Here is a 26,104-nt window from a genome sequence, read left to right as displayed (position 1 = left end):
CGCGGTGGCGGGTCGGTGGGCGGCGGAGAGCCGGAGGGGCGTCTGTTAGGTTCCGGAGGCCCAGGGGTTCCGGCGCGGACGGGGGCTTCACGTCCCCGGCCGCCGGTCGAGAGGAAGAGTCGCACGATGGCCGTCATCCACCACACCACGATGCAGCCCACCAAGCTGGAGCTGCTCGCCTCGTGGCTGCCCACCCGTGACTGGTACGCCGGCCGGGAGGGCGGGCCGAGCCCGGAGAAGGCGGGAGGCTTCCGGCTCGACGACCCGGCCGGTGAGGTGGGCATCGAGTTCATGGTGGTGACCGACGGCACCGAGGAGGGTGCCGCCGCCTATCTCGTGCCCATGACCTATCGCGGGGCCCCGCTGGAAGGCGCCGAGCATGCGCTCATCGGCACGTCCGAGCACGGGGTGCTGGGCACGCGCTGGATCTACGACGGCGCCCACGACCCCGTACTCGTCGGGGAGTTGACCGCCCTGCTGCGGGGGAACGCGGTGGCGCAGCACCAGTCCGTGGACGACACGCCGGACCTGACGGTCTCCGTCACGGCCCCCGCCGGGGACGCGGCCGGCGCGGAGCTCGTACGGGTCGTGGACGGGACCGACCACACCGCCGTGGTCGTGCGGGCGCCCGGCGCACCCGAGGAACTGACGCTGCGCGTACGGCGCGTCCTGCGCGCCGCCGAGGAGAGCGGCACCCCTGAGCCCGGCCGCGTCACCGCCGAGTGGCGCCTGCCGGACGGAAGCACCGCCCGCGGCCCCTACGTCACGGTGTAGGGCGCTCCTCAGACCCAGTTGACCTCCGCCTTGGCGAGCAGCGGGTCGTCGACCAGCTCCCACAGCGGGACCGCGAGGTTCCCGCTGCGGTAGCGGCCGCCGAAGTGCAGGCCGAGGACGCGGTGGTCGGTGAGGTCGAAGACGGGGGAGCCGCTGTTGCCGCCCAGCGTCGAGCAGTCGTGCTTCATCACCAGGCTGCCGGGGGTGAACTCGGTCGCCGCGCCCGGCTGGAGCCGCTTCACGTTGTACACGTCCATGAAGATCCGGCGCATCGACTCGGGCTCGTTGCGCCGGCCGTCCCAGGCCGGGTATCCGACCACGTACACCGGGCGGCCCGGCAGACTCGCGGGGGCGTCCGCGGCCACCGCGAGCGGGGCGGGCAGCCCGCCGGAGGCCGAGGGCTCGATCCGCAACAGGGCCATGTCGACGTCCGGGTGGATGCCGATGATCTCCGTGATCTCGTACGTGACCGAGGGCGGAGCCGCGGCCGGGTCGTCGCCGTCCGTGGGCAGCTCCTCCGCCGGGTCCACCCGCGCGGACATGCCGAACTCGAACGACCAGTGGTCGCGGTCCGCCTCGAATCGGGCGAACTCCGCGGCCACGTGACGATTCGTCATCACCGTGCGCGGACCGACGAGGAACGCCGTGCCGATCCAGTCCAGACTGGGGTGGCCGGTCACCTCGACCCGGCCCACCCGGGCCAAGGACTCCTTGATGGCGGCCCGATGGCCGTCGAGGACCGCCCACTCGTCCCGCTGCGAGGCGAAGTCCTGGCGCTGGACCAGGATCGCGGGACGGCCCTGGAGGAGGACTATCGCCTCCACGCCGAACGACTCGTTCTCGTCGATCTCGTCCTCGCGGTGATCCGCCAGCTTCTCCAGGCCGCTGACCCCGGCCTCCAGCACCCGCGCGCGCTCGTCGCGGGCGAAGCGGGCGATCTCGGCCGCGGGCGCCACCTCGGCGGGCAGTTCGAGCGCCGACTCGGCGATCTCCGCCTCCAGACCCGCCCGGACGCGGTCGGCGACCGCCCGCAGGTCCCCGAAGATCTGCTCGGCGCCGGTCGCGACCGGCGACCCGTTCCGTGCTCCGTTCGGCATGGTCACTCACCTCCGCTGCCCGTGCGTCCGCCCGGGGCGGGCCGCCCCGATTGGCCGGCCACGATCTCGTCGTACAACTCCGGTCGGGATTCACGCAGATGGGTCATGATGCTGCTCATCTGCGTGCCGACGTTCACGAACTTGGTTTTCCCGCCCTGGAATTCGACCTCGTCCACCTTCTGGGTGCCCCGGTGCAGTCCCACCACCGTCCAGTCGTCCAGGCAGACCGGGGAGCCGGACGAGCCCCCGCGCGTGTCGGTGAAGTACAGGATGTCCCGCTCGTCCGCCCGGTAGACCAGGTTGTTGCGCAGGGCGACCCGCTTCGGCAGACCCCCCGGGTGCTGGATGATGTTGACCGGCACGCGCTGGCGTTCCCGGACGAGCAGCGGCCGGGTGGCGACCTTGAGCGTCGGCCGCGGGGCCTGCTCGGCGGCGAGCCGCACGATGGCGTAGTCGAGCGCCTCGTCCCAGGCGGCCAGCTCGCCGGCGGTCACCTCCGGGGAGGCCGTCGCGTTCTCGACGAAGTCGAAGCGGGAGCGGGACATCAGTGCCTGCAGCCGCAGGTCGTCGTCGCTCACGAACGGCCGGATCCCCGACTCCCACGAACGCGCCATCACCACATGGTGGTTGGTGATCAGCAGCCCGGGTGCGACCATCCATCCCGTGCCGCCGTGCGGGTAGGACGGGAGGAGCGGCGACCCCGACTCGTACGGCGGGATCCTCAGCAGCGCGACGGAGGCGCCGGCCCGGATGCCGCCGTGGAGGAACTCGTACGGCACGGTGTCGTCCTGGAGGACGATCTCCTCCTTGAACTCCCCGGGCATCATCTCCGGCGGCAGCGCCGCCTCGCCGGTGATCTCCCGGGCCACGGTGTCGAGCGCCCCCTGGAGGACGGCGCGGGGGCCCTGCTCGCGGGTCTGTTCGATCGCGTTGTGCAGCCAGATCTCCAGGGGTACGAGGCCGTCGATGAGGCGCTCGACCTGGTTCATCGCGTTCAGGTCGGCATGGGCCTGCTCCAGCGGGTCGCTGAGCGGCTGGAGGGTGGCCGTGAAGTGTGCGGGGATGCCCTTGAGGAGGGCGGGGCGCAGCGCGCGGTCGGCGAGCCCCGCCTCCATGGCGGCGTTGCGGACCCGGACGAGCTCCTCCTGGGGCAGGAAGGGCTCCTTGCGGAGCGCGGCGCCCGCGGCGTCGGGCGGCGGCTGCGTCCACAGCCCGGTGCTGCCGCGCCGGGAGCGGCCGGCCATGCGGGGAGTCGCCCAGGAGCCGGTCGCGGAATCGGGGAGGGGGTGAGGAGCCGGGGGGACGTGGCCGGGAGGGGGCGGGGGCGGAGCGGGGCGTGCACCGGTGGGGGCCCCGCGGTCGTGCGGGTCGGGAGGGGTGTCGGCGGGGTCGTGCGGACCGGGGGCGGCGACGGCGGGGCCTCGCGGGTCGGCGGCGGTGGGGTCGTGAGGGTAAGGGGTGGGGTCGTACCAGCCCGGGGCCTGCGCGGTCGGGCCGGGCACCTGCGGGCCGGCGTCCATGGCGGAGGCGACCCCGAGGAGCAGGTCCCCGCTGCCGTCGCGGAGCGTGAGCGCCTGGCGGGCGACGCTGTCCAGCGTCCCGCGCCGCCGTGCCTCCCGCAGGGCCCGTTCGATCCGCTCGCGGCCCATGCGGGTGGGCCCCGCCGTCACGGGTGCGACGTCCGGGGGTTCGCCGGCCGCCGTGTCCAGGATGCGGGCCAGGGGCTCGCGCAGCCGGGGCTCGTCGGTCATCGTCGTGTCGATCCAGTGGGCGAGCTCGCCCACGACCGCGTCCTCGTCCGCCGGGAGGCCCACGAGCCGCAGCGTGTGCTCCAGGAGCTGGGGGTCCGCACGGCAGGCCGTCGCTGCCGCCGTGCGGGCGAGGGAGGGCTGCCGGGCCAGCTCCGCGTCCGGCATCCCGCGCAGGGTCCTGGCGAGCCGCGCCTCCGCCGGAGCCGCGTCGCCGTCCGCGAGGGCCGCGAGCCGGGACCGTGCGACCAGCACGCCCAGGGACTCGTACCGCAGGCCGAGACCGGCGGCGATCTCCTCGGCCTCCTGGAGGTCCCGGTCCGCGTCGGCGAAGTCGCCCGCGTCCTGCGCGAGCCGCGCCGACAGCTGGAGCAGTTCGAGCTGGGTCTCCGAACAGCCCGCCGCCGCTGCCCCGACGACGGCCCGCTCGGCGCCCTCGCGGGCCTCCGCGCTCCGTCCCGAGCGGGCGAGCGTCTCCGCGAGCAGTGCGTGGAGCCGGCTGCACGGCGTCCACGGCCGCCGTTCGGACAGCCGCTGCGCCGCCGCCTCCACGTACCCCTGGGTGAGCAGGTCCTCGACCTCGCGCGCCGCGATCCGCTCCCAGTCCTCCTGATCGGCCTCCGTCATGATCTGGTCCGGGACGTGGCCGCCGATCAGGCCGAGGAGGAAGGCCGCCGACCGGTCGGGCATCTCCCGGTGGGTCGAGCCGCCCAGGTAGGAACTGACGCCCCGCTCCCAACGGGACTCCACCGTACGGGGGTTCTCGCCGAGCCGGAGCCGGTGGTAGATCTCCTCCGCGCGGTCCCGCGGCCCCTCGCGGGCCGCGTAGTACGCGACGGCGCTCCGGTCCACGGCCCGCATCAGATCGGTGCGCGCGCGGTCCGACAGGCGCAGCATGATGGCCCGCAGGTCGGTCCGGTGCCGGATGGCCTCCGGGCCGGCGGACTCCATCAGGTCGACCCGGGAGGTGAGCATTCCGTAGAGGCGGCGGGCCTCCGCCGGGGTGTCGACCCGGAGCCCGGCCGGTCCGGCGAGGACGTGCCGCACCAGATCGGGGGTGATGAAGCGGAGCGCGAGCCCCGCCTGGACCAGAGCCCGGACGTCGTCCTCCGCGATGTGCTTGAGGATGCGGTCGTACAGCGTGCCCTGGATGAGCATCTGGTCGACCTGACGGTCGAAGTAGCGCCGACGGTACGGAAGTCCGTGCAGCAGCTCGCCGAGGGAGGCGGAGTCGGCGCCCATGGCGACCGCGGTGCGGGCCGCCAGCTTGAGGCTCAGGGGATGGCCGCCGATCCGGTCCACGAGGCTCTCGGCGACGGCTTCGTCCTCCACCCCGGACGACATCACCAGCTCGACGGATGCCTGTTGGTCCAGCTCGGTGAGCTCCATCGTCCGAGGGGTGAGGACCCGTGCCGGGTGGTCGACGGGCGCGCGTCCGGCGACGACGAAGCGCAGGCGCGAGTACGCGGCCCGCAGCGCCGTCCAGATCGCCCACATGCGGCCCATCACCGGCGAACCCCGGTACTGGGCCTCCTCGAAGGAGTCCATGACGATCAGGAAGGGCGGGGCCTGGGCCGCCCCGTCCGACGGGGTCCGGACGGCGTCGGCGACGAGAGCCGCGATCCGGCGGGCGAGCTCCTGCTCCCGGGCGCTGGCCCGGGAGTGGAAGTCCGCCGAGTAGTCACGGCCGATCGTCGCCCGCGTGGTGGAGAGCTGGAAGAGCTCGTCCAGTTCGTTGCGCTCGCCGCGCTGGACCGCCGCCGTCCGCTCGCACTCGTCCGCGAGCGTGTGGAAGGCGGCGCGGTGCCCGGGGTACTGGATGCCGAGCTGGCGGGCCGTCTCCGCGATCACGGTGGCGGGTTCGTGGATGGAGAGGGTGGGCCTCTCGAAGTCGAGGTAGGCGAAGGGGAATCGGGTGGGGGCGTCGGCCAGCGCGTCGACGAGGAACCTGGCGAGCAGCATGCTCTTGCCGATGCCTCCGACGCCGTGGATGAGGACGGGGGGCTCCGCCGGTTCCTCGGGGAGCGCGAGATAGGCGTGCAGGGAGTCGAGTTCGACGGCGCGGCCGTGGAAGGTCCCCTGGAGGAGGCGGTGCATCGGCTGCAGCAGCCGGGCTTCCTCCAGGCGGTGCTGGACCTCCTCGACCCGGGGGAGCCCGGTGACGCCGGGGATCCGGCCGAGCCAGAGGACGGCCTGGAGGGTGTCGCACAGCTCGTCGACGTCCGGCCGGCCGGTGACGGGGGCGAGGCCGGTGCCGGCGCCGGTGAGGGGGCCGAGGCCGGTGCCGGTGCCGTCGAGGGGCGCGAGGCCGGTGCCGGTGGTGTGGAGGGGGCCGGTGCCCGTGAGGAGGGCGAGGGCCGTGCGTTCGGGACCCGGGCCCTCGGGGCGCAGGCCGATGTTGGTCCGCAGGGCGCGCAGTGCGGCGCCGGGTCCCGCGAGGCCCGAGAGGGCCGTCTCGCGGATCTCGGGCTGCAGCGTCCAGAGCGTGGCCTCGGGGGAGGGCAGCGCCGTGCAGTCGTCGACGAGCTCCAGGACCGCCCGGCCGGTGGACCGCTCCTCGCCGGGGAGCCGCAGCAGCGCGGGGTCGAACTCCTGAAGGAGGCAGGCCGCTTCGCGGTAGGACATGCGCAGGTCGGGCAGGGTGGGGGCGGGCGCCGAGAGGCTCGTGCGCAGGGCGTCGCGCAGCTGGTGTCCGGCGTCGCCGGCTGAGGGAGGCAGCGGCGCGAACGCCCGGTGGAGCCGTACGACGTCCTCCACGGCCGTGCACAGCCGGCGCATGTAGCTGTCCTCCGAATCGGGGCGGTCGACCGCGCGCAGGACCTCGGAGACGGCCGTCTCGGTGAGGTCGCGGACCACCTCGTCGTCCTCCGCGTCCCGGTGCACGGCGGTGAACTCGCCGAAGAACTCCCGGAAGAACGCCCGGAGGTCGTCCGCGTCCAGCAGGCGCGTGGTGTCACGGCACTCGTTCTTGCGGACCTCGTACGGGAGTTGGCGCATCGCGGTGGAGTAGCCGAGGAGGACGAGGCGCGGCACGGTCTCCTTCCGTACCGGGGTGTGCTCGTAGACCGCGCGGGCCAGGACGCCGACGCAGTCCCACACGTCCGAGTTGGGGTCGAGCCGGTCGCAGTCGTCGAGGACGATCCAGAAGCTCTCCTCGGCGGCGGTCGCCCGGCCGACGATCCGGTGCGCGGCGTCCTCGAAGGACGGCAGTGGATCGTTCAACCGTGTCGGGTTCAACGACACTTCGTCGGCTGCGGGCCCCGCGACGATGGCGGCCAGGCGCTCCATGAGCCGCGCCGCCGTCGACGTACGGGACAGCGTGACCCGTACCGGCCGGAAGCCGTAGTGCTGGCCGAGGTGCCGGATGAACTCGTACGTGTAGGACCGGCCGCTGTCCGGGGGGCCGTCGACGACCAGGACCGTCTGCTCCGGGTCGGCCAGGAAGCCCCGGAGCTTCTCGCGCAGCTCCGAGCGGTTGAGGAAGGCCTCGGTGCCGTGCTTCAGGAGCAGGCTGTCGAACGGGTCCCGTGGCGAGCGGTCGAGACGCTCGTCCTCGCGGAGCCGGGTGAGGAGGTTCCGGGCCTCCGCGCCCTGCTCGAAGGCGTGCGGATGGTCGATCGCGGCCAGCGCGTCGAGCCCGGAGAGGACCGCGAGCAGCCGGCGCTGATGGGCGATGTCCCGGCGGGCCGCCGCGACCACGAGCAGGGCGTTGCGGTCGGGGTCCGGAGTGAGCGGCAGGTCCTGGACGAAGTCGGCGGGCAGTCCCGCGCGCAGGAGGCTCTCCCGCGGCTCTGGGGTGTCCAGGAGATGGGCCCGTACCCAACTGGCGACGAGCCCCCACTCCGTCTCGGTGAGCGGCATAGCGCACCTGTCCGGCGAACTGGCTGGTCCTTCTCATCGTTTCACCGGGCCGTACCGGTCGCAATCGCTGGTCGGCGGCGCGCCGGGACGCCTCGGTGACCGGCCGCCGCACCCCGGGTGATCAGGGGTGCAGCACGATGTCCCCGTACGACTCCAGGCGTCGCCAGCGGTCCTCCGGCCCGCGCGCCGGCGGCAGGACGTCCACGTCCGGCAGCGGACCGAACTCCAGCTCGGTGATCTCCGCGACGTCCGAGACCGGCACCTGGTACGTCCGGTAGGGACCCAGCGGCGGCGGCGCGCCGGCCGTCGCCCCCGCGAGCGCCCGCTCGGCGTCCCGGCTCAGGTCGGGGCTCTGGTCGAGGACGTACGCGGCGGCGGCGAGCGCCCCGTCCTGCATGAACGCCGCCACCTTCCAGAAACGCAGCGGCACCTGGATCCCCCGGTAGGGCGGGTCGGAGTCCTGGAGCACGGGGCCCGTGAGGACCGTCAGCTTCCGGTCGAATTCGGCGGCGTGGTCGAGGAGGTAGTTCTCCAGGCCCTGCCAGACCTGCTTGCCCTGGTTGAAGACGTCGGCCTGCGGGGCGGCGTTGGTGAAGTGGAAGGTGTCGGTATTGGCCTGCGCCGCCACGGCCGACGACCCCCAGACCGGGTCGAGGCGGCGGACGAGATGGCCTCGGTCGAGGCTGTTGTTCCGGTAGACCGCGTCGCCGGCCTGCTGCTCCTCGGGCAGCCGGGGGTCGAACTCCCAGACGTCGTCCCTGGGCACGTCCTCCTGGAGCTCGCGCCCTTCGATGCAGACCGCCGTCGAGGCGGCGAGCCGCCGGTCAGGCCGGAAGACGACCGTGAAGTGCGTGTACGGCAGGATCACCGTCTCGATCGTGTCGCGGGTGGGGAGGGCGAGCGGTACGACGGGGCCGAGGAAGGTCTCGTCGTAGCCGGTGCGACCGGCGAGCGCGCCGCGGCGAGGACCGCCGGGGGAGGTCGCGGCGGCCACCGGAGTGCCGGCGGCGGAGAGCGAGGGATCGGAAGGGTTCATACGATGTAAGTACCGCGCGGAGAGTGTCGCGCTCGGCGTCGGAGCTCAGGCCACTCGATCAGCCGCCTCCGGCAGCCGCCGCCCGGCGTCCCCTCCGCGTCATCCCCCCTTCGGTTCCTTCCCCCCTTCCTCGACCCTCTTGTTCGATCCCCTCCCGTTCGACCCTCCTGTTCGATCCCCATTCATCCCTTCCTCCGCACCAGGAGGCACCCCATGGCCACCGGACTCTCCCTGCACGTCGGACTCAACGAGGTCGACCCCGCCCGCTACGAGGGCTGGGCCGGCACCCTGGTCGCCTGCGAGAACGACGCCCACGACATGGCGCGGATCGCCCGCACCGCAGGATTCGAGACGACCGTCCTGCTCACCCCGGAGGGCACCGTCGCCAACGTCACCTCCGTCCTCGGCGAGGCCGCCTCCCGGCTCGGCGCCGGCGACATCCTGCTCTTCACCTATTCGGGGCACGGCGGACAGGTGCCCGACGAGTCCGGTACGGACGACGAGCCGGACGCCCTCGACGAGACCCTCGTCCTCTACGACCGTCAGTTCCTCGACGACGAGGTGCAGCAGACCTTCCGCGCCTTCGCCGACGGCGTGCGGATCGTCGCGCTCTTCGACTGCTGCCACAGCGGCAGCAGCATCGAGATCCCCGGAGTCACGGACGGCGACCGGGGCCGCTACCTGCCCGAACCGCAGCAGCGACAGCTGTACGACCGCGACCGGGGCTTCCTGGAAGAGCTGCGGCGCTCGCTCGCCAAGGACGCCGCCGAGAAGGGGGCCGATCCCGCCGCCCTGCTCGTCTCGGCCTGCCAGGACAACCAGACCGCCTCCGACGGCGACGTCAACGGAGCCTTCACCGCGGCCCTGCTGGAGGCGTGGGACGGCGGCGCCTTCAAGGGCGGCTACCGGGATTTCCACCGGGCGATCCAGCGCAGGCTCCCCCCGACCCAGAGCCCGAACCTCTATCTGACCGGCTCGCCGGGCCCGGACTTCGTCGACCAGCGGCCGTTCACGGTCTGAGCGCTGCTCAGGGTCTGGGCGCCGTTCAGAGTCTGGGCGCGCCGCTCAGGGGCTGAGCGCCGTTCACGGTCTCAGCGCCGCTCAGGGTCTGAGCGCCGTCGCCAGCTGGGCGCGCGAGCGGACGTCGAGCTTCTGGTAGATCCGGGTCAACCGCGCCTCCACCGTCTTCACGCTCAGGTACAGCTTCGCCGCCGCCTCCTGGTTGCTGGCCCCCTGGCCCACCAGCCGGGCGAGCCGCAGCTCCGCCTCCGTGAGGGTGGAGAGCGCGGGCAGCGTCTCCTCGCCGCCCGAGCCGCCGCCGGGACTCTCGCCCGCCGTGCCCGCCGGGGGCTCGCCCGCCAGGGCCAGCCACGGCGCCGCTCCCGCCCGCTCGAACACCGAGGCGGCCTCGTGCAGGGCGCTCTGCGCCGCCGACCTGCGCCGTCTGCGCCGCTCCACCCGGGCCAGCGCGATCAGCGCCCGGCCACGCTCCATCGGCAGCCCGGCGCGCCCGAAGCGCTCGGCCGTCCCGGTCAGCAGCTCGGCTGCCGCGTCCGTACGCCCCTCCGCCGCGAGGCAGAGGGCGTGCACCCGGTCGCAGCCCAGGAGGACGGTGTCGCGCCCGAGCCGCTCCGCCACCGGCCGCACCTCGGCGAGGACCGCGAGGGCCTCGTCGCCGGCGTCGGTGGCGAGCAGGGCCTCGGCCAGCTCCTCGTGCCAGCGCAGCATCGACGGGTCGACGGTCGACTGGGCTCGCTCGTCCGCCTGGACGCGCCGGAGGGTCTCCAGGGCGGCGGCCACGTCCCCGTTGACGAGCTGGACCCGGCCGAGCGCGTACCGGCTGCGGGAGAGGAAGACCCGGTCGCCCTCCTCCTCCGAGGCCTGCACACTGCGGCGGGCGTAGCTCGCGGCCCGCGCGAAGCTGCCGCCCGCGGTCTCCGCGAGCGCCAGCGCGTACCAGGCGGGACCGGGGGACAGCCCCGCCTCCAGGGTGAGGGCGAGCGACTGCCCGGCGTGCGCCAGGGCCGCTCCGCAGGGGCCTAGCCGGGACTCGATCTCGGCGAGGGTGCTGAGGAGCTCGATGGCGTCCTCCACCGTGCCGCGCCGCTGCACCAGCGGGAGGAGGGCGTTCAGTTCGTCACGGGCGTCCGTCAGCCGCCCGTCGAAGAGGGCGTGACGGATCGTCAGGATCTGTGCGGCGTTGCGGATGCCGAGCGGGCGCTCGGCCAGCTCCAGTGCCCGGGCCTGGGCGAGTACGGCATCGGTGTCCGGTGAACCGAGCGCCCGCTCCATCCGCGCCTGCACGGTCAGCGCCTGCGCGGCCGTGCGCGGATCGCCCATCGAGGCGGCCAGCGCGGCCGATTCGGCGGCGGCCGTCCGCGAGCGCTCCGGATCGCCGTCCGCGAGCACGTACTTGACGGCGAGCCGGAGCTGCACGGCGGCCCGCAGCGCGGTGTCCCCCTCGGAGTCCTCCATGGCGTGTACGTACATCTCGTCGAGGCCGGTCAGCCCCTGGCCCGCCGTGTCGAGGACGGCGAGCCGCGCCCTCACCCGGTCGGCCGGTGCCGCGTCCCGGGCGAGGAGGTCCGTGGCGGCCCGCATCGCGAGGTCGGCGCGCGCCGCGCGTGCGGCCTCCTCGGCGGCGTCGACGAGCCGGGCGATCCGCCGCGATCCGTGCCGTCCGGGCGTCGACTCGGCGGCGAGCAGGGCCAGTTCGGCGGCGAGTGCGCTGTTCCCGCGCCCCCGGGCCAGATCAGCGGCGGCGGCGACCTCGGCGGCGAGGTCCTCGTCGGGGCTGTCGGTCGCGAGCGCCCGGTGGCGTACGGCCTCGACCGGGTCGTCGACGACCTCGGCGAGGGCCGCGTGCCCGGCGCTCCGCTCCGCCCAGCAGGCGTCGTGCACCAGGGTCGAGGGCAGCAGTCCGGCGGTGAACGTCACCGAGCCGTCCTCGGCGAGCGACACGAGACCGGCCCGCTCCGCCGCCGTCAGGTCCGCCTCGGCGGTCGGCCGGCCGGCCCGGCGCACGAGCGTCGCGGAGGGGCGCAGAGCCAGCGCCGCGAGCAGCAGCGTCTCGCGTACGGGGAGGGGCGCGGCGCCCAGGAGCTGGCGGGCCAGGTCGCGGGCGCGCCCGGAGAGGGTGAGTGCCTCGGCGTGGTGGACCGGGGTGCGGGCGTCGGCGAGGGAGCGGCCCACGGCCAGCGCGAGCCGCGGGTTGCCGCCGCTGGCGCGGTGGATGCGGCCGGCCATCCGGGAGGGCAGGCGGTGGTGGATGAGGAGTTCGGCGATCTCGTCGGCGTGCAGCGGGGGGACGAGCAGGACGTCCGCCTCCGAGGGCACCCAGAGGTGCGTGGCGTGCGGGTCCTCGGGGCGGAAGGCAGCCCGGTGGCTCTCGCCGTAGGGCTCGTGGTCCCCGCCGTACGGCTCCGGCGTCTCGACGGCGACCACCCGAAGCGCGGGCGGGGCCAGATGGAGCGCGAAGCGCAGCAGGTCGGCGCTGTCCGCGTCGATGTACTGCACGCCGTCGACGACGAGCAGGACCGGGCCGCGGCAGGCGAGGGCGCGCAGGATCCGGGCGATGCCGAGGCGCAGGGCGATCGGGTCCCAGCCGCCCGCGTCGATGGGTGCCTCGCGGCAGAGCATCGCGACGGCGATGCGCTGGGGTCCGGGCAGTTCGTCGAAGACGCCGGAGGCGAGCACGCCGGGTGAGAACAGTCCGGCGGGCGCGGGGGAATCCGAAGTATCGGACTGATCCGGCCAATCGGACCGGTCGGACCGCTCGGGTCGGTCGGACGGATCGGACGGATCGGGTACGGGCGAGCCGAGGCCGGGCCACGTCACCGTCGCCGCCACGGAGGCGACGAGCGCGGCCGCCGCGGCGCCGGGTATCTCACGGTCGGACGGCAGGGTCGCGAGCCACAGGACGGTCTCGCCGCGCGCCTCCGCGCGGGCGGCCTCGGCGAGCGCGAGCTCGGTCTTGCCGACTCCCGCGGGTCCGGTGAGCAGGGCGCGGCCCCGCGTGTGCAGGACGCGTTCCAGCCGTGCGAGGAGTTCCTCGCGGCCTACAGGTGCCGGTGGTCCCCCTACGCCGGAGGGGCGCAGGGGGCGCTGCGGTGCTGTCGTCACTGTCCACACCTCCGGCGCTCGGGCCCCCGGCCCAAGAGCCCCGTGGGCAGAGGATACGGAGCCCCGCCGTGGAGTCCAGGCCCCTTGTCCGGCATACGGACACGGCGTCCCCGGCCGGTGCGGCCTCGGCACGCCAGAACGCGCCCGTGGTGTAGACCACGAGCGCGTCGCTGACCAGCAAGAATGCTGATGTGGGGGGTGGTTCGGAAGGGGATCCGTGCTACATCAGAAGGTGAGGTTCCACGAGTCGATGTAGCCGGTGTCACCCGAGGCCACATCGCGGACCTGAAGCTTCCAGGTGCCGTTCGCGACCTCGCTCGACGCGTCGACCGTGTAGGTCGCCACGACGTTGTCGGCGCTGTCCGAGGACGAGGACGCCTTCAGATTGCGCACCGTGCCGTCGGGGGCGACCAGGTCGATGGCCAGGTCTCCGCGCCAGGTGTGCTTGATGTCCACGCCGACCTTGAGGGCGGCGGGGGCGTTGCCGGTGCGGCCGGTGACGGCGATCGAGGACGACACGGTGGCGTTGTCCGAGATCGTGACGTTGGTCGCGTTCGTGAAGACGGTGCCGGTCGGCGGGGTGGTGGTGCCGGTGACGGCGTCCACGGTCTTCGCGGTGTCGGCGATGCCGGTGCCGCAGCCGCCGGTGCAGGTGCCCGGCAGCGGACGGGCGTTGGTCTTGATCGCGGACTCGATCTCGGCCGGGGTGAGGGTGCTCTTGGCCGACTTGAGCAGCGCGGCGAGGCCGGCGATGTGCGGGGCGGCCATCGAGGTGCCCTGGTAGGGCTTGTAGTTCTCGGCCGACTGGGTCGTCGTGCCCGAGTTCAGCGTGGAGTAGATGCCGTTCTCGGGGGTGGTGACGGTGCCGGGCGTGTCGGTGGCGCGGCGGGTCTCGCCACCGGGCGCGGCAACGTCGACGATGGTGCCGAAGTTGGAGTAGTACGACCGGTTGCCCTCACGGCTGGTCGACGCCACGTTGATGACGTTCGAGCAGTTCGCGGGGGTGAAGCCGGAGGCGTTGGCATTGCTGTTGCCCGCGGCGACGACGACGGTGGTACCGCGCGAGACGGCGCCGTTGATGGCGGTCTGGTAGACGCTCGGGCAGGAGGCGCTGGCGCCGCCCAGGCTGAGGTTGATGACCTTCGCCGGGTTCGCGTTGGCCGGGACGCCCGGCACGGAGCCGCCGGAGGCCCAGGTGATGGCGTCGGCGATGTCGGCGGACGAGCCGCCGCACTTGCCGAGCACACGCACGGGCTGGATCTTCGCGTTGTACGCGATGCCCGCGATGCCCTTGGTGTTGTTCGTGACGGCGCCGATGGTGCCGGCCACGTGGGTGCCGTGCCAGGAGGAGTTGGAGGCGCGCGAGCCGGTGCCGCACTCGCCGTCCGTGGCGTTCCAGTCGCCCTCGTCCTTCGGGTCCGCGTCACGGCCGTTGCCGTCGCGGGCGTCGGCGGACGTGGAGATGAAGTCGTAACCGGAGACGATGTTGCTCGCCAGGTCCGAGTGGGCGGCGTAGCCGGTGTCGATGACGGCGACGGTGACGCCGGAGCCCGTCGTCTTGTCCCAGGCGGCGGGAACGTTCATGCCACCGGTGGGCTCGAAGAGGTCCCACTGCTTGGCGTAGTCGGTGTCGTTCGGCGCGGCGGCCATCGCGTAGGCGCGGATGTCCGGCTCGACCGAGGCGACGGACGGGTCGGCACGGAACGCGTCCATGACCTCCGTCACGTCCTGCTTCGTGGCGCTGTCGCCCAGGTCGACCAGGGCGCCACCGCCGGCGAGGCGACGCTCGAAGGAGAGCTTCTCGCCCGTCTTCGCGGCCTTCTCGGCCGTGTCGCTCTTCGCGGCGGTGTTGGAACCGGCCTCGGTGGCCTGGCTCTTGTAGGTGACGATGACCTTCTCGACCGGGGCGCTGGGGAGCGCCCGCATCGTCTGCGAAGCCGGAGCCGGCTTCGGGGTGGCAGCGCCCGGGGCGGCGGCGAACGCCCCGGTGGTGGCAGCGGCGCCGAGGATCGCGGCGCTCGCGACCACGGATATGACTCTCCGCCTGGAACCGTTCAAGGTGTGGCCCTTTCGAGTACGACGTAACTGCGGAGCAGTGGCGGCGGCGCGGGACACACGGCGCGAAGTGGGGTCGCTGTCCGTCGGTCCCTGGACTTGGGGAAGCCCGTGCGCCGCCACCGGCGCGACGGCCCGGGTCAAGGCCGTCCCCGGCGGACACCACCCTCCGCATGCACCTGTCAGGGTGCAGTCGGGGGATGATATCTGCCGGTGCGGAGGACAGTAGGGAACGGGGGAGTGAACCCGATACGGGGAAAACCCTTGTCACCCCTCACCGGGGGAGGGGGGTCCGGGAGAGCGGGACCGGGGGAGGGCGAGGGGAGCCGACGGGGCGAGCGCGGGGCGGCTGCCCGTAGGACCCGCCGCGGTAGGACGTTTCGGCAGGTGGCGGCGGTGCGGACCCGTCGGAGGACGCGCGCGTAGGGGCGGCCGGCGCTGACCGGGGAAGAGCGGTCCACCCCTTGGGGGGTGGCCCGCGCGTGAGGCGGGCGGGCGGGGGCGAGTGAGGGGGAGCCGGGGCGCTGGTGGGGGGCGAGCCAGGGGTGAGCGGGGAGCCGGCCAGGGGTGAGCGGGGAACGAGCGGCCCTTGAGGCGTCAGCCGGGGAGCGACCGGGCCTTGACGCGTCAGCCGGGGAGCGACCGGGCCTTGACGCGTCAGCCGAGTTCGAGCGTCGTGACGCCGAAGACCCGCTCCCGCGCCACCGGCCGCACCGGCCCCGTGTACATGCGTGCCGTCTCGAACGTCGGCTCCAGACCCCGCTCAAGTGCCAGCCGCGCCGCCGCCGGGTTCGCCTCCGGCATGTCGACGGCGATCCGCGCCGCGCCGAAGTCCCGCGCCTCCGCGGCGAGCGCGTCGAGCAGGGCCGCCGCGTCCGCGGGGGTGTCGGCGAACAGCGGTCCGACGCGCGCCTCGTCCTGCGCGGGGCGGACGACCCCGTACCCGGCGGGCCGGCCGTCGACGATCCGGACCAGCGCGCGGTGTCCGGGCGTGGTGAGCCAGGCGGAGAGGAAACGCGGGCGGTCGGCGTGGTGGCAGGCGCTGTCGTACGCGGCCAGGGCGGCCGGGTCGACCTGCTCGGCGGGCACCACTCCGGTCACGGGACGGTCGGGCGCCGGGACCTCGCCCACGAAGCGCGCCGTGCGGTGCGCCGTGTTGAAGCCGGATCGCCGGTAGTTGTCCTGCTGGGCCGGCACTCCGTCGAGCCCGACGGACCGGTCGCCGGCGTGCGCGAGGGCGGCGCGCCAGGTGGCCAGGCCGTGGCCGAGGCCGCGGAGACCGGGGCGGACGAGGTAGAAGCCGAGGAAGGCGTACGTGTCGCTGTAGTTGACGACCGAGATGGCGGATACCGGCTCCCCGTCGACGCGGCCGAGGAAGAAACCGTCCGGATCCTGCGCGAAGAAGGCGGGGACGTCGGAGCGTCCGGGATTCCACCCCTCCTCGGCCGCCCAGGCGCACACGAGCGCCCAGTCGCCGGGCGTGGCGGGGGCGACGGACAGCGAACCGGAGGGGGCGGAGGCCATGGGGTTCCTTCGGACAGCCGGAGCAGGGCGGGCACCGGGGCGGGCGGGGGAGCGCACGTGTCGGGGGAGGGGCGGGGCGAGCATAGTGCCGTCGTGCGGGCGCTCCGGCACGCGCCGATCGATTCCGGCCGCGCGGCCTCGTGAGGGTCCGTGTGGCCCGCTTTCGAGCCCCCGCAGGGCTTCTAGGGGGTGTCTTGCCGATCAGGTCGGGCTCGCGGGGTCTGGTGCCGCGCTCCCCCGTAGCCCTTCGGGCACGGGAGGTACCCCCACGCCGCGTTGTCGTCACTCGCCATGACTCCGCCATGACTCCCTCCTCCGCCTTGCGACGCACGGCACCAGACCCCGCTCCCTGATCCGACCTGATCGGCAAGACACCCCCTAGGGCGTGCGCCGGGCGTACGCCGGTCCCCCACAGGGTGTCCACCGGCCCCGGTCCACCCGGGACGTCAGCCCACGAGCCGGAGACGGGCCTCCGCGGCCGCGAGTCGGACCGTCTGGCCCCACGTCAGATGCAGGGCGTCCGACTCGACGCCGTCTCCGAAGGCCACCAGACGGTCCGACTCGACGGTGAGGCGCAGGCTCTGGCCCGTGTCGAGGAGACCCTCGACACGGCTCGTTCCGGTCGTCGGCGAAGGCCAGGCCTCGCGGACGAACCACGCCAGCCGGGCGTCGGCCGGCGCGGGCAGGGCGAGCGCGCTGGACCGCTGCTCCCACAGGGAGCGCAGCCAGCCGGTGGCCCCGGTGCCGGTGCCGACGAGAACGCCCGACGAGGCCTGCGGCTCGGACTCCTCCGTCTGCCCCGGCTCCGGCCCCCGCCCCGGCCGGGCCTTCGGGCCGTCGAGCCCCAGGGTGTAGCGCGCGGTCTGGTGGCCGGGCGGGCCGACGTAGATCTCGTTCAGCGCGAGGAGCCGCTGGGCGTCGTCGGTCACCGCCTCCACCATCGTCAGCTCGTCGACCGAGGCCCCCGCCCCCGCCGCGTACGGCAGCAGCCGCCGCGCCTGCGCTGCGCGGTGCCGGACCAGGACGCCCGCGTTGCGGCCGGGGTCGGCGTCGATGCCGATCACCGGCTGCCCCGTCAGGTACTTCGCCGCGTTGGCGACGAGACCGTCCTGGCCGACCACGACGACCACGTCCTCGGGCCCGAAGAGGAACCGGTCCAGATCGGCGCGTTCCACCCGGGTCTGCCGCCACGACAGCGGGACCGCGCCCGCCACTTCGGCGAGCGCCCGGTGGACGCGCTCGTGCCGCTCCCGTACCGCCTCGACCGATCGGCCGCGCGCGGAGAGGAAGAACGCCGCCTGGCCGTGCGTGCCGTGCCGGGCGAGCAGCTCCTCGTACTCCGTGGTCCGGTGCACGAGGACCGCGCGCGGCGCGAGGCTCACGACCGGGCCCCGCCCTCGCCGCCGCCCAGCTTCGCGAGGAGCCCGGTCAGGACGTCGGGGGAGAGCGTCAGGTTCTCGATGCGCGGCAGGTTCTCCGCGGCCCGGGTCACGGCCAGGGCGTGCAGCGTCGCCCGGTCCGCCTCCCCGTGTGCCCGCAGCCACGCCGACTGGGCGCCCGCGCGCGCCTCGCCGACCACGCGCGCCGCCTCGGCCTCGGCCTGCGCGAGACGCACCTTCCGTACGGCCTCGGCCTCGGCCCGTACGGCGTCGGCGGCGGCGCTCTCCTCCGCCTCGCGGCGGGCGTTGGTGCCGCGCTGCTCGACGAGCCGCTCCTCCTGGCGGGCCAGCTCGATCTTGCTGGCGAGCTCGTTCTCGGCGATGGCGCGCTCGCGCTCGACCGCCACGGCCCGGCGCTCGTACGTCGCGCGGTCAGCCTCCTGCTGGATCTGCTCGCGGGCGGGGGTGCGCAGGGCGCGCTCGACCTCCGGCTCGGGGCGGATCGCCACCACGCGGACCGCGACCAGTTCGATGCCGGTGGCCGGCAGGCGCGGTTCGTCCGCGAGGCCCGCCGAGATCCGGTCGCGCACGGCCGCGACCCCGTCGACGAGCGCCGCCGCGAGGGTGGTGCGGGCGAGCACGTCGAGGGCGTGCTGCTGGGCGGTCTCGGTGAGGAGGGTGGCGATCTGCTCCAGCGGAGTCCCGCGCCAGGCACCGGTGTCGGGGTCGATCGAGAAGTCGAGCCGGGTGGCCGCCGCGCCCGGGTCGCCGATCCGGTACGTGACGGTGGACTGCACGCTCACGTCCTGGAAGTCGGCCGTACGGGCGTGGAAGGCCATCGCCAGCTCGCGGTCGTTCACGGGCACTTCGGAGAGGGCGGCGGTGCGCGGCCGGAACCAGAAGCTCAGCCCTTCGCCGTCGTGGACGAGCTGTCCGCGGCGCTGGTGACGGATGTGGGCGGTGGGCGCGGAGCGCAGATGGCGCCAGCCGGACCGCCGGGTGATGTCTGCCATGGAAACCCCCTTGTCGTCATGTTGACGATAGTGGGTTCTCCGGCTTTTCGTCAATGTGACGTAAGTGAAGACTCGGGGAGGGGTGACGGGAGGGGCGAGGAGAGAGGTGAGGGGAGAGGCGACGGGGGAGGTGAGGGGTAAGGGGAGGGGAGTTCGACGCCCTGAGGTGTCGGCGTCGGCGCCGGCAGCGATCCCGCCACGACTACGGAGGGGGAGACCGCGGGCGTCTCGGGGGCGGGTGCGCTCCCCTTCGTCAGAAGCACCACGCCCCGCGCCGCGACCAGCGACGCCGCTGCCGCGACCGGCCAGCCCCACGCGCCCGCCCGGAAGGTCTCGCCGAGCAGGGCCACGCCGATGATCGCGGCGGCCGCCGGGTTGGAGAGGTTGACGACGGCCAGCGGCGCCGCGAGCCCACCCCGGTAGGCGGCCTGGGACAGCAGGAGCCCGCCCACGGCGAAGCCCGAGATGAGGACCGCGAGCAGCGCGGTCTGCCACCAGACGGGTTCCCGGCCGGGCAGTTCGAGCGCGAGCGCCGCCGTCAGGGTCTGTGTCAGGGCGGAGCCGACGCCGGACGCGATGCCGGAGGCCGTCGCGTGTCCGAGCCCGCGGCCCCGCTTGCCGCCTCCGGCGGTGCCGGGCTCGCCGCCGCGGCCGTGCGGCAGTCGGCCCGAGGCCAGTGCGGCGATCAGGAGGGCCGTCGCCGCGGCGACGATCAGGGCCTCGCTCAGGCTGAGTGCCTCGCCCGGCTCCGCCGGTCCGGTCATCGCCACGAGCCCGACGAGCCCGCCCAGGGTCAGCAGCGCTCCGCGCCACTCGGTCCGGGTCACGCGCCGGCGCGCGCAGTACGCGCCCAGCGGCAGCGCCGCGACGAGCGTCAGGGCGCCGAGCGGCTGGACCAGGGTCAGGGGGCCGTAGTGCAGGGCGGCCACATGGGCGAGGGCGCCGGCGGCGTTCAGCCCGACCGCCCACCACCACTGCCCGCGGGCGAGGAGTGCGCGGAGCGCCCCGTGTCCCTCCGGGGCGGAGGAGGCGGCGAGCCGGGACTGCGCGACGGCGGCGAGCGCGTATCCGGCGGCGGAGACGAGGGAGAGGAGCACCGCGAGGACGGTGCTGGCGGCGGGGCTCATCGGAGGGCTCCCGCCGGGAGGGTGGTCGTGTCGCGCTGCCGGGGCAGGGTCGGCGGCGCCGTCCTGCCGTGGCCCGGGGCCCGGACGGCGAGCAGCGCGAGGCCGAGGAGCGCGGCGGCGGCCAGTGCGTCGAGCCAGTAGTGGTTGGCGGTGCCGACGATGACGAGCAGGGTCAGCAGCGGGTGCAGCAGCCAGAGCGCGCGCCAGGGGGAGCGGGTGGCGACGATCAGGCCGATCGCGACCATGAGGGCCCAGCCGAAGTGCAGCGACGGCATGGCGGCGAACTGGTTCGCCATCGAGTCCGCCTCGGGAGTGGCCCCGTAGACGGAAGGGCCGTAGACCCGCGCCGTGTCGACGAGGCCGGTGGCGGCGAGCATGCGCGGCGGGGCGAGCGGCATCAGCAGGTGCAGGGCGAGCGCGGCGCCGGTGAGGAGCGCGAGGACGCGGCGCGACCACAGGTAGTGGGCGGGGCGGTGCCAGTACAGCCAGCCGAGGAAGGCGATGGTGGCGGGGAAGTGCACGGCCGCGTAGTAGGTGTTGGCGGCCCGGATGAGCGGCTCGCCGTGCATCAGCAGCTGCTGGATCGTTCCTTCGCCCGGGAGGTGGAGCGCGCGCTCGGCGTCCCAGACGCGGTCGGCGTTGCGGAAGGCGCGGGCCTCGTGGCCGTTGGCGACGAGCCGGCCGAACTTGTAGACGAGGAAGAGCGCGGTGACGAGCACGAACTCGCGCAGGAGCGGGGGCCTCGCGACGGCCGGGGGAACCGCGTCGGCTCTCCGGTCCTCGCCGACTCCGTCCTCCCTGTCGTCTGCGTCCGCCTCGCGTCCTTCGGGCTCGTCGGGGCCGGGGGTAGCCGTCGTCCCCGGTCCCGGAGGACGTCGTCCTCGTGTCCCGCGTATCCCGGCAGCCATCGCGCGCGGCCCCTCTAATCCGTCAAATCGCCAGCAAACGGAGTGAGCCTAGATCCGAATTCATCGAGACGCAAGCGTCTCGATACGTTTGCGTCTCGATTGTGCACCCCCTACTCTCGTATGTGCAGAGGAAGAGGCGTCCGGGAGGATCCGATGTCCACACAGGCCGCGACCGCGGCAGCCCGTCGCAGCAAGATCACGCCGGAGCGTGAGACGGAGCTCTACGACGCGGTGATCTGCCTCCTCAGGGAGGGTGGATACGACTCGGTGACCATGGAGGGCGTCGCGGCCCGCACCAAGTGCGGCAAGGCCACCCTCTACCGCCAGTGGGGCACGAAACCGCAGCTCGTCACCGCCGCCCTCGCCCAGCGCCGCTGCACGGTCTTCACCGGCATCGACACCGGCTCCCTCGCCGGGGACCTGCGCGAGGCCGCCCGTATCGCCGCCTCCCACCGCGAGCGCGACGCCGAGCTCATGGAGGCCGTCGCCCAGGCCTTCATCCAGCACCCCGACCTGCGCGCCGCGCTCCGCGAGACCGTCATCGCGCCCGAGGTCGCGGCCATCGACGCGGTCGTGGCGCGCGCCGTCGAGCGTGGCGAGGTCGCCGCCGACAACCCCGCCATCGCCTTCGTCGCGCCCTGCTTCATGGGCATGCTCCGCATCGAGCGGATCTTCGAGGAGCGGTTCGCCGAGTCCTCGACCATGAGCGGTTTCGTGGACGCCGTCCTCCTTCCGGCGCTGCGCGCCGGGAGGTGACCCGCCGGTCCGTCCGGCACCCTGGAGGCATGCCTCCGAGCCACCCCCACGTCCACGTCCGCCGGATCTACGAGACCCCGTCGCCCGACGACGGGGTACGCGTCCTCGTCGACCGGCTCTGGCCGCGCGGCCTGGCCAAGACGGACGCCCACATCGACGAGTGGCCCAAGGCCCTGACGCCCTCCACCGAGCTCCGCCGCTGGTACCACGGCCCCGAGGGGGAGTACGCGGAGTTCTGCCGGCGGTACGAGGCCGAGCTCGCCGCCCCCGACGCCGCCGCGGCCCTCGACCGGCTCCGGGAGACGGCGGCCCGGGAGACCGTCACGCTGCTCACGGCCGCCAAGGACCCCTCGGTCAGCCACACGTCCGTACTGGAGCGCGAACTCGCCCCGCGGGCAGGGGAGTAGCGCCCCTCGCGCGCCGGGGCCGCGAGCCCGAGGCGCCTCGGTCACGCGCCGGGGCCGCGAGCCCGAGGCACCTCGTTCACGAGCCCGAGGCGCCTCGTTCACGAGCCCGGGGCACCTCGTTCACGAGCCCGGGGCACCTCGCTCACGAGCCCGAGGCACCTCGGTCACGAGTCGGCGCCGCGCAGCCGCGGCGCCTCGGCGGTGGCGTCGACCGGGGCGGGGGAGGCCTCGGCGCGGTCGGCCAACTCCCGCGCCCACGACACGAGTCCGACGAGCTCGATGCCGTACGCGGACTCGTGCGCGGCCGCGTACCGGGTCCCCTGCACGCCCTTCTTCGCGCCTTCCTCCGCCCCCTCGGCCGGGCTCTCGTTCGCGCCCTCGTCCGGGGTCTGACTCGGTGTCTCGTCCGGCGTCTCGTCCGGGCCGGAAGTCCGCTCCCACGACCGGCTCGTGAGGCGGTCGGCGCCCCTGCGCAGCAACCGCGCCCCACCCTCCCGGTTCCCGCGCGCCGCGTGCGTCAGGCCGACCGCGAGCTGCGCGAGGCCCTGCCACAGATCACGCTCCGCCGCCGGACCCGACTTCCAGGCGTCCTCGAAGACCTCGTGGGCATGGAAGGGCATGCCGGCGTCCAGGAGCCGCTGCGCCTCGCGCACGGTCTCGCCGGGGGTGCGCACGACGCCCTCGGGCTGCCGGAGCACTCCCTCGGCCCCGTACGGCAAGGGCCGGCCGAGCCCGTCACGGGGGCGCGCGCTCCGCGCCCGGCCCTCCTCGTCGCGATCCCTCGTCGTCCGGTTCACCCGTCCATTGTCGCCCCGGGAACGATCAGGGGCGGTAGGCTCGTCGGCCCGACGCTTCCCGGGCCCGTGCGGATCACACGGGTCAGGCGGCCGCGTCGTGACCGTAGCTCTTGTGGGGGAGTGAGTGTCACCAGTGCCGTCGGAACGCGAACAGCCGCAGCCCGCAGGGTCGTTGGGGGCGTTCGCGGCCCTCGCCCGCTCGGAGCGGAGCTCCCTGCTCGAACGCGGACCGGAGCTCGCCGCCGCCCGTCACGCCGTGGACGCGCTCGTCGCCGGGGCCACGGCCGGCCGGCCCGCCGGGGGCGGCGTCCTCGTCCTCCGGGGCGACCCGGGCCTCGGCAAGACGACCCTCCTCGCCGAGATCCACCGCATGGCCCGGGACCGGTGCACCGTCCTCACCGCACGCGGCGGCGAGACCCTCACCCAGGTCCCCTTCCACCTCACCCGCCGGCTCCTCCAGCCCGCACTGGACGGTTACGGCTCCGCCGACGTCCACCACCTCTTCGGCGAGCAGTTCGACCTCGTCGCCCCGGCCCTCGGCCTCGCCCCGCCACCCCCGCCGTCGGCCGCCCCGGCCGACCCGCAGGGCGTACGGGACGGACTGGTCCGGCTCCTCGGCCGCCTCGCGGACGGCCTGCGGGACAGGCCCCCGGTGCTCCTCGTGGACGACGCGCACTGGGCCGACACCGAGACCCTCGCCTGGCTCGACGCCTTCACGCGCACGCGGCAGGACCACGGGATGCCGGTCCTGGTCGTCCTCGCCCACCGCCCGCTGCCGAGCGAACCCGGCGACGGGGCCGACGGAGCACACTCCCTCGCCGGACTGACGGACCGCGCGCTCCTCACGCTCGGCCTCTGCGCCCTCACCTGCGAGGCCACGGCGAAGCTGGCCCGCGAGGCGCTCGGCGACCACGCGGACGAGCGGTTCTGCCAGGAGCTGTGGACGGTGACGGAGGGCAACCCGTACGAGACGGTCGAACTCCTCGCCAAGGTCCGCGACCGGACGCTCGAACCCGTCGCGGGCACGGCGGGCCTCCTCCGGGGACTCGCCGCGGGCGCCCGGGGCGGCGGCCTCGTCGCCCGCCTCGAAGAACTCGGCAGCGGCCCGACCCGCCTCGCCTGGGCGATCGCCGTCCTCGGCACCGACAGCACGCCCGACCTCCTCGCACAGCTCACCGGCATGGACGTGCGGGAGCTCGCCGACCACACGGAACGCCTCCGCCGGGCCAGGATCGTCACCGCACCGCCCGCGCGGAAGGCAGGCGACGGCCACCCGCTGGAGTTCGCGCACCCGCTCATCGGCAGCGCCGTCTACGGCTCGGTGCCGGCGGGTGTCCGCACCGCCCTGCACGGGCGCGCGGCCTGGGCGCTCACCGAAGCGGGCCACGGACCGGCGGCCGCCTCACGGCACCTCCTCGAAGTCCACCCGGACGACGACGAGGACGTCGTCGACCGGCTCCGGGCGGCCGCCGTCGAGCACCTGGCCGTCGGCGCCCCCGACGCGGCCCGCCGCTGCCTGGAGCGTGCCCTCGCCGAGCCGCCCGGCCCGGCCGCGTACGCCAGGGTCCTGTACGAACTCGGCTGCGCGTCCCTGCTCACGGCACCGGCCGCGACCGTCCTGCACCTGCGCTCCGCGCTCGACCTGCCCGGCCTCGACGACGCGCTGCGCACCGACGCGACGTACCGGCTCGCGCAGGCCCTCGCCCACAACAACCAGCTCCAGGACGCGGCGCGGGCCGTCGCCGCCGAGGCGGCCCGCACCCCGCCGGGCACCGGCCGGCGCCGCCTCCAGGCGGCCCACTTCATGTACGAGGGGTTCCAGGCCGCGGAGGAGGACGGCCCGGGCCGCTCCCGCCGCCTCGCCGAGCTCACCGCGGGCTTCACCGGCGCCGACAACTCCGAACGGGCACTGCTCGCCGTCCGGGGCTTCGACGCGATGCTCCGCGGCGAACCCGCCGACGAGGTCGTACGCCTCTGCGACCGCGCCCTCGCCGACGGCCGGCCGGCCCGCGGTCTCGGCTGGACGGACACCACCTGGGGCTTCGAGATCCCGGCCCTCACCGGCATCGCGTACGTGTTCGCCGACCGGCCCGACCGGGCCGAGGCCCTCTTCACCGAGGCGGTCCGGGCCTTCGAGATCTCCGGCTGGAGCGGCGCCCACCTCGCCTTCGCCCACGCCCTCCTCGGCCTGGTCCACCGACGCCGCGGTGACCTGCCCCGCGCCCAGCACCACCTGGAGGAGGCGCTGCGCCTGGCCGACCGGGTCGGCGACGGCCTTCCCGTCCACTGGGACACCGCCTGCCTCCTGATCGACACCCTGCTCGCCCGGGGCCGCACCACCGAGGCGCGGAGCGTGGCCGACCGCCACGCCTTCGGCCCGCCCTGGCCGGGCGCGATCGTGCTGCCCGACGGCCCCAGCGTCCTCGGCCGGCTGCTGCTCGCGGAAGGCCGCGCCGAGGAAGCCGTACGCACGCTGGAAGAGGCCGCGGAGGCGTTGACCACCCGGGGCCGGCACCACGTCGTCTGGGCCCCCTGGCCCTTCGACCTCGCGAGGGCCCTCGCCCCTGCCGATCCGGACCGCGCGGCCGCAATCGCCGCCGGGGCCATGGCCCATGCCGAGCACCTCGGCACCCCCACGGCCCTCGGCGAGGCCCTGCGCTGCGCCGCCCTCTTCGCCTCCCCGCCGGAGGCCCGCGGCCTCCTCACCCGCGCCGTCGCCCACCTCGCCGCCTCCCCGTCCCGCTACGAGGAGGCCCGCGCCCAGCTCGACCTCGCCCACGCCACCGGCTCACCCGCCGCCCTCGCCAAAGCGGCCACCCTGGCCGCCACCTGCGGCGCAGACACCCTCGCCGCGACTGCCGTGACAGCCCGTGCGTCAGCCCACCCTCCGGAGTGAGGTAGTGTTTCTCCTGCACGCCGACGCGGGGAAAACCCGCGGAAGACGAGCATCGGGACGTGGCGCAGCTTGGTAGCGCACTTGACTGGGGGTCAAGGGGTCGCAGGTTCAAATCCTGTCGTCCCGACTCGAAAGAGTCGTAGATCAGAGGCTGTTTTGGAGCAATCCAAAACAGCCTCTTGGTCGTTTTCGGCGACCGGTGAAGGCCGGGTCGCCGTAGCGGTCCCGGCGTACAGGCTTCTGCCGGGTCGTCAGGCGGTCGATGCATGGCCGACGTGAATGTGCCGGTGCGACAGGGCGTACGGCCGCGGGGGGAGTTCCCTGAGGGCCGAGCGCGTAGGTCCCGGTCGGCGCGCTGCGCCAGGTCGGCCAGGGGATGCAGACGTGGGGGCGGCCCCGGTCCAGGGGTTGACCGAGGCCGCCACGCGCGTTCCGAGGGATCCGTAAGCCTTGACCATCACCCGTCGCGCCAATGAGGAGGGGGTGGCGCGCCGAGTGGCTGTTCGACGAGGACGTGGGGCGTCCTCCCTGGCATCCGGCGGATCCGGAACACTGCATTCAGTAAATATATATACTGCTGAGTACGCAAGGGTATGAAAAATTA

The 26,104-nt window shown here is 74.3% G+C and carries 16 protein-coding genes and 1 tRNA gene; 6 read left to right on the top strand and 11 right to left on the bottom strand.

The features are described from left to right. The first annotated feature begins 126 nt into the window (after positions 1 to 126). Positions 127 to 774 carry a maltokinase N-terminal cap-like domain-containing protein gene (locus IE124_RS23125; protein WP_189509852.1) on the top strand — a complete coding sequence of 216 codons (648 nt, stop codon included), beginning with the start codon at positions 127 to 129 and terminating at the stop codon, positions 772 to 774. Positions 775 to 782: 8 nt separating this feature from the next. Here IE124_RS23125 and IE124_RS23120 read toward each other — a convergent pair whose 3' ends face one another. The 3 genes from IE124_RS23120 to IE124_RS23105 all read right to left on the bottom strand — a co-directional run bounded on the left by IE124_RS23120 (position 783) and on the right by IE124_RS23105 (position 8,516). After that, positions 783 to 1,871 carry a trypsin-like serine peptidase gene (locus tag IE124_RS23120; RefSeq protein ID WP_189509851.1) on the bottom strand — a complete coding sequence of 363 codons (1,089 nt, stop codon included), beginning with the start codon at positions 1,869 to 1,871 and terminating at the stop codon, positions 783 to 785. Positions 1,872 to 1,873: 2 nt separating this feature from the next. Next, positions 1,874 to 7,480 carry a trypsin-like peptidase domain-containing protein gene (locus tag IE124_RS23110; protein ID WP_229832748.1) on the bottom strand — a complete coding sequence of 1,869 codons (5,607 nt, stop codon included), beginning with the start codon at positions 7,478 to 7,480 and terminating at the stop codon, positions 1,874 to 1,876. 121 nt (positions 7,481 to 7,601) lie between these two features. After that, positions 7,602 to 8,516 (bottom strand): DNA/RNA non-specific endonuclease, encoded by a 915-nt coding sequence (locus IE124_RS23105; protein ID WP_189509850.1) that lies wholly within the window; start codon positions 8,514 to 8,516, stop codon positions 7,602 to 7,604. Between the two features lie 213 nt (positions 8,517 to 8,729). Here IE124_RS23105 and IE124_RS23100 point away from each other — a divergent pair, with 213 nt between their 5' ends. Next, positions 8,730 to 9,536, top strand: a complete 807-nt coding sequence (locus IE124_RS23100; protein WP_189509849.1) for a caspase family protein — start codon at positions 8,730 to 8,732, stop codon at positions 9,534 to 9,536. 81 nt (positions 9,537 to 9,617) lie between these two features. Here the strand turns inward: IE124_RS23100 and IE124_RS23095 are convergent, their stop codons facing one another. The 7 genes from IE124_RS23095 to IE124_RS23065 all read right to left on the bottom strand — a co-directional run bounded on the left by IE124_RS23095 (position 9,618) and on the right by IE124_RS23065 (position 20,644). Further along, a complete protein-coding gene (locus IE124_RS23095; RefSeq protein WP_189509848.1) occupies positions 9,618 to 12,638 on the bottom strand; it encodes a helix-turn-helix transcriptional regulator in 3,021 nt (1,006 codons plus the stop codon). Between the two features lie 225 nt (positions 12,639 to 12,863). Beyond that, positions 12,864 to 14,666, bottom strand: a complete 1,803-nt coding sequence (locus IE124_RS23090; protein WP_189509847.1) for a S8 family serine peptidase — start codon at positions 14,664 to 14,666, stop codon at positions 12,864 to 12,866. Between the two features lie 684 nt (positions 14,667 to 15,350). Continuing rightward, positions 15,351 to 16,217, bottom strand: coding sequence for a GNAT family N-acetyltransferase (locus IE124_RS23085; protein WP_189509846.1), 867 nt, complete (start codon positions 16,215 to 16,217; stop codon positions 15,351 to 15,353). Positions 16,218 to 16,663: 446 nt separating this feature from the next. Then, positions 16,664 to 17,599, bottom strand: coding sequence for a hypothetical protein (locus IE124_RS23080; RefSeq protein ID WP_189509845.1), 936 nt, complete (start codon positions 17,597 to 17,599; stop codon positions 16,664 to 16,666). Beyond that, positions 17,596 to 18,609 carry an SPFH domain-containing protein gene (locus tag IE124_RS23075; protein WP_189509844.1) on the bottom strand — a complete coding sequence of 338 codons (1,014 nt, stop codon included), beginning with the start codon at positions 18,607 to 18,609 and terminating at the stop codon, positions 17,596 to 17,598. Before IE124_RS23075 ends, IE124_RS23080 begins: the two co-directional genes overlap by 4 nt. Before the next feature lie 50 nt (positions 18,610 to 18,659). Next, on the bottom strand, positions 18,660 to 19,736 hold the full coding sequence (locus IE124_RS23070; RefSeq protein WP_189509843.1) for a DMT family transporter: 1,077 nt from the start codon (positions 19,734 to 19,736) through the stop codon (positions 18,660 to 18,662). Further along, a complete protein-coding gene (locus IE124_RS23065) occupies positions 19,733 to 20,644 on the bottom strand; it encodes a phosphatase PAP2 family protein (protein WP_189509842.1) in 912 nt (303 codons plus the stop codon). The genes IE124_RS23070 and IE124_RS23065 overlap by 4 nt, the downstream gene beginning before the upstream one ends. A 153-nt stretch (positions 20,645 to 20,797) precedes the next feature. Here IE124_RS23065 and IE124_RS23060 point away from each other — a divergent pair, with 153 nt between their 5' ends. Continuing rightward, positions 20,798 to 21,400, top strand: coding sequence for a TetR/AcrR family transcriptional regulator (locus IE124_RS23060; protein ID WP_189509841.1), 603 nt, complete (start codon positions 20,798 to 20,800; stop codon positions 21,398 to 21,400). A 29-nt stretch (positions 21,401 to 21,429) separates the two neighbouring features. After that, on the top strand, positions 21,430 to 21,807 hold the full coding sequence (locus tag IE124_RS23055) for a DUF488 domain-containing protein (protein WP_189509840.1): 378 nt from the start codon (positions 21,430 to 21,432) through the stop codon (positions 21,805 to 21,807). Positions 21,808 to 21,971: 164 nt separating this feature from the next. Here IE124_RS23055 and IE124_RS35015 read toward each other — a convergent pair whose 3' ends face one another. Next, entirely contained in the window at positions 21,972 to 22,604 is a 633-nt protein-coding gene (locus IE124_RS35015) for a DUF309 domain-containing protein (protein ID WP_229832746.1), read from the bottom strand. A 214-nt stretch (positions 22,605 to 22,818) separates the two neighbouring features. Here IE124_RS35015 and IE124_RS23045 point away from each other — a divergent pair, with 214 nt between their 5' ends. Together IE124_RS23045 and IE124_RS23040 are read left to right on the top strand one after the other, a co-directional pair. After that, on the top strand, positions 22,819 to 25,500 hold the full coding sequence (locus IE124_RS23045) for an ATP-binding protein (protein WP_189509972.1): 2,682 nt from the start codon (positions 22,819 to 22,821) through the stop codon (positions 25,498 to 25,500). 53 nt (positions 25,501 to 25,553) lie between these two features. Next, a tRNA-Pro gene (locus IE124_RS23040) sits at positions 25,554 to 25,627 on the top strand. Positions 25,628 to 26,104 lie beyond the last annotated feature (477 nt).

The sequence above is a fragment of the Streptomyces narbonensis genome (genome assembly GCF_014649015.1).
Classification (GTDB): domain Bacteria; phylum Actinomycetota; class Actinomycetes; order Streptomycetales; family Streptomycetaceae; genus Streptomyces; species Streptomyces narbonensis.
Note: the sequence above shows the minus strand (reverse complement) of the source record. Positions and strands in the feature narration are given on the sequence as shown.

Excerpts from the sequence above, each read along its gene's own strand:
- IE124_RS23125 (WP_189509852.1), top strand. The coding sequence starts at position 127 with ATGGCCGTCATCCACCACACCACGATGCAGCCCACCAAGCTGGAGCTG.
- IE124_RS23120 (WP_189509851.1), bottom strand. The coding sequence starts at position 1,871 with ATGCCGAACGGAGCACGGAACGGGTCGCCGGTCGCGACCGGCGCCGAG.
- IE124_RS23110 (WP_229832748.1), bottom strand. The coding sequence starts at position 7,480 with ATGCCGCTCACCGAGACGGAGTGGGGGCTCGTCGCCAGTTGGGTACGG.
- IE124_RS23105 (WP_189509850.1), bottom strand. The coding sequence starts at position 8,516 with ATGAACCCTTCCGATCCCTCGCTCTCCGCCGCCGGCACTCCGGTGGCC.
- IE124_RS23100 (WP_189509849.1), top strand. The coding sequence starts at position 8,730 with ATGGCCACCGGACTCTCCCTGCACGTCGGACTCAACGAGGTCGACCCC.
- IE124_RS23085 (WP_189509846.1), bottom strand. The coding sequence starts at position 16,217 with ATGGCCTCCGCCCCCTCCGGTTCGCTGTCCGTCGCCCCCGCCACGCCC.
- IE124_RS23075 (WP_189509844.1), bottom strand. The coding sequence starts at position 18,609 with ATGGCAGACATCACCCGGCGGTCCGGCTGGCGCCATCTGCGCTCCGCG.
- IE124_RS23070 (WP_189509843.1), bottom strand. The coding sequence starts at position 19,736 with ATGAGCCCCGCCGCCAGCACCGTCCTCGCGGTGCTCCTCTCCCTCGTC.
- IE124_RS23065 (WP_189509842.1), bottom strand. The coding sequence starts at position 20,644 with ATGGCTGCCGGGATACGCGGGACACGAGGACGACGTCCTCCGGGACCG.
- IE124_RS23060 (WP_189509841.1), top strand. The coding sequence starts at position 20,798 with ATGTCCACACAGGCCGCGACCGCGGCAGCCCGTCGCAGCAAGATCACG.
- IE124_RS23055 (WP_189509840.1), top strand. The coding sequence starts at position 21,430 with ATGCCTCCGAGCCACCCCCACGTCCACGTCCGCCGGATCTACGAGACC.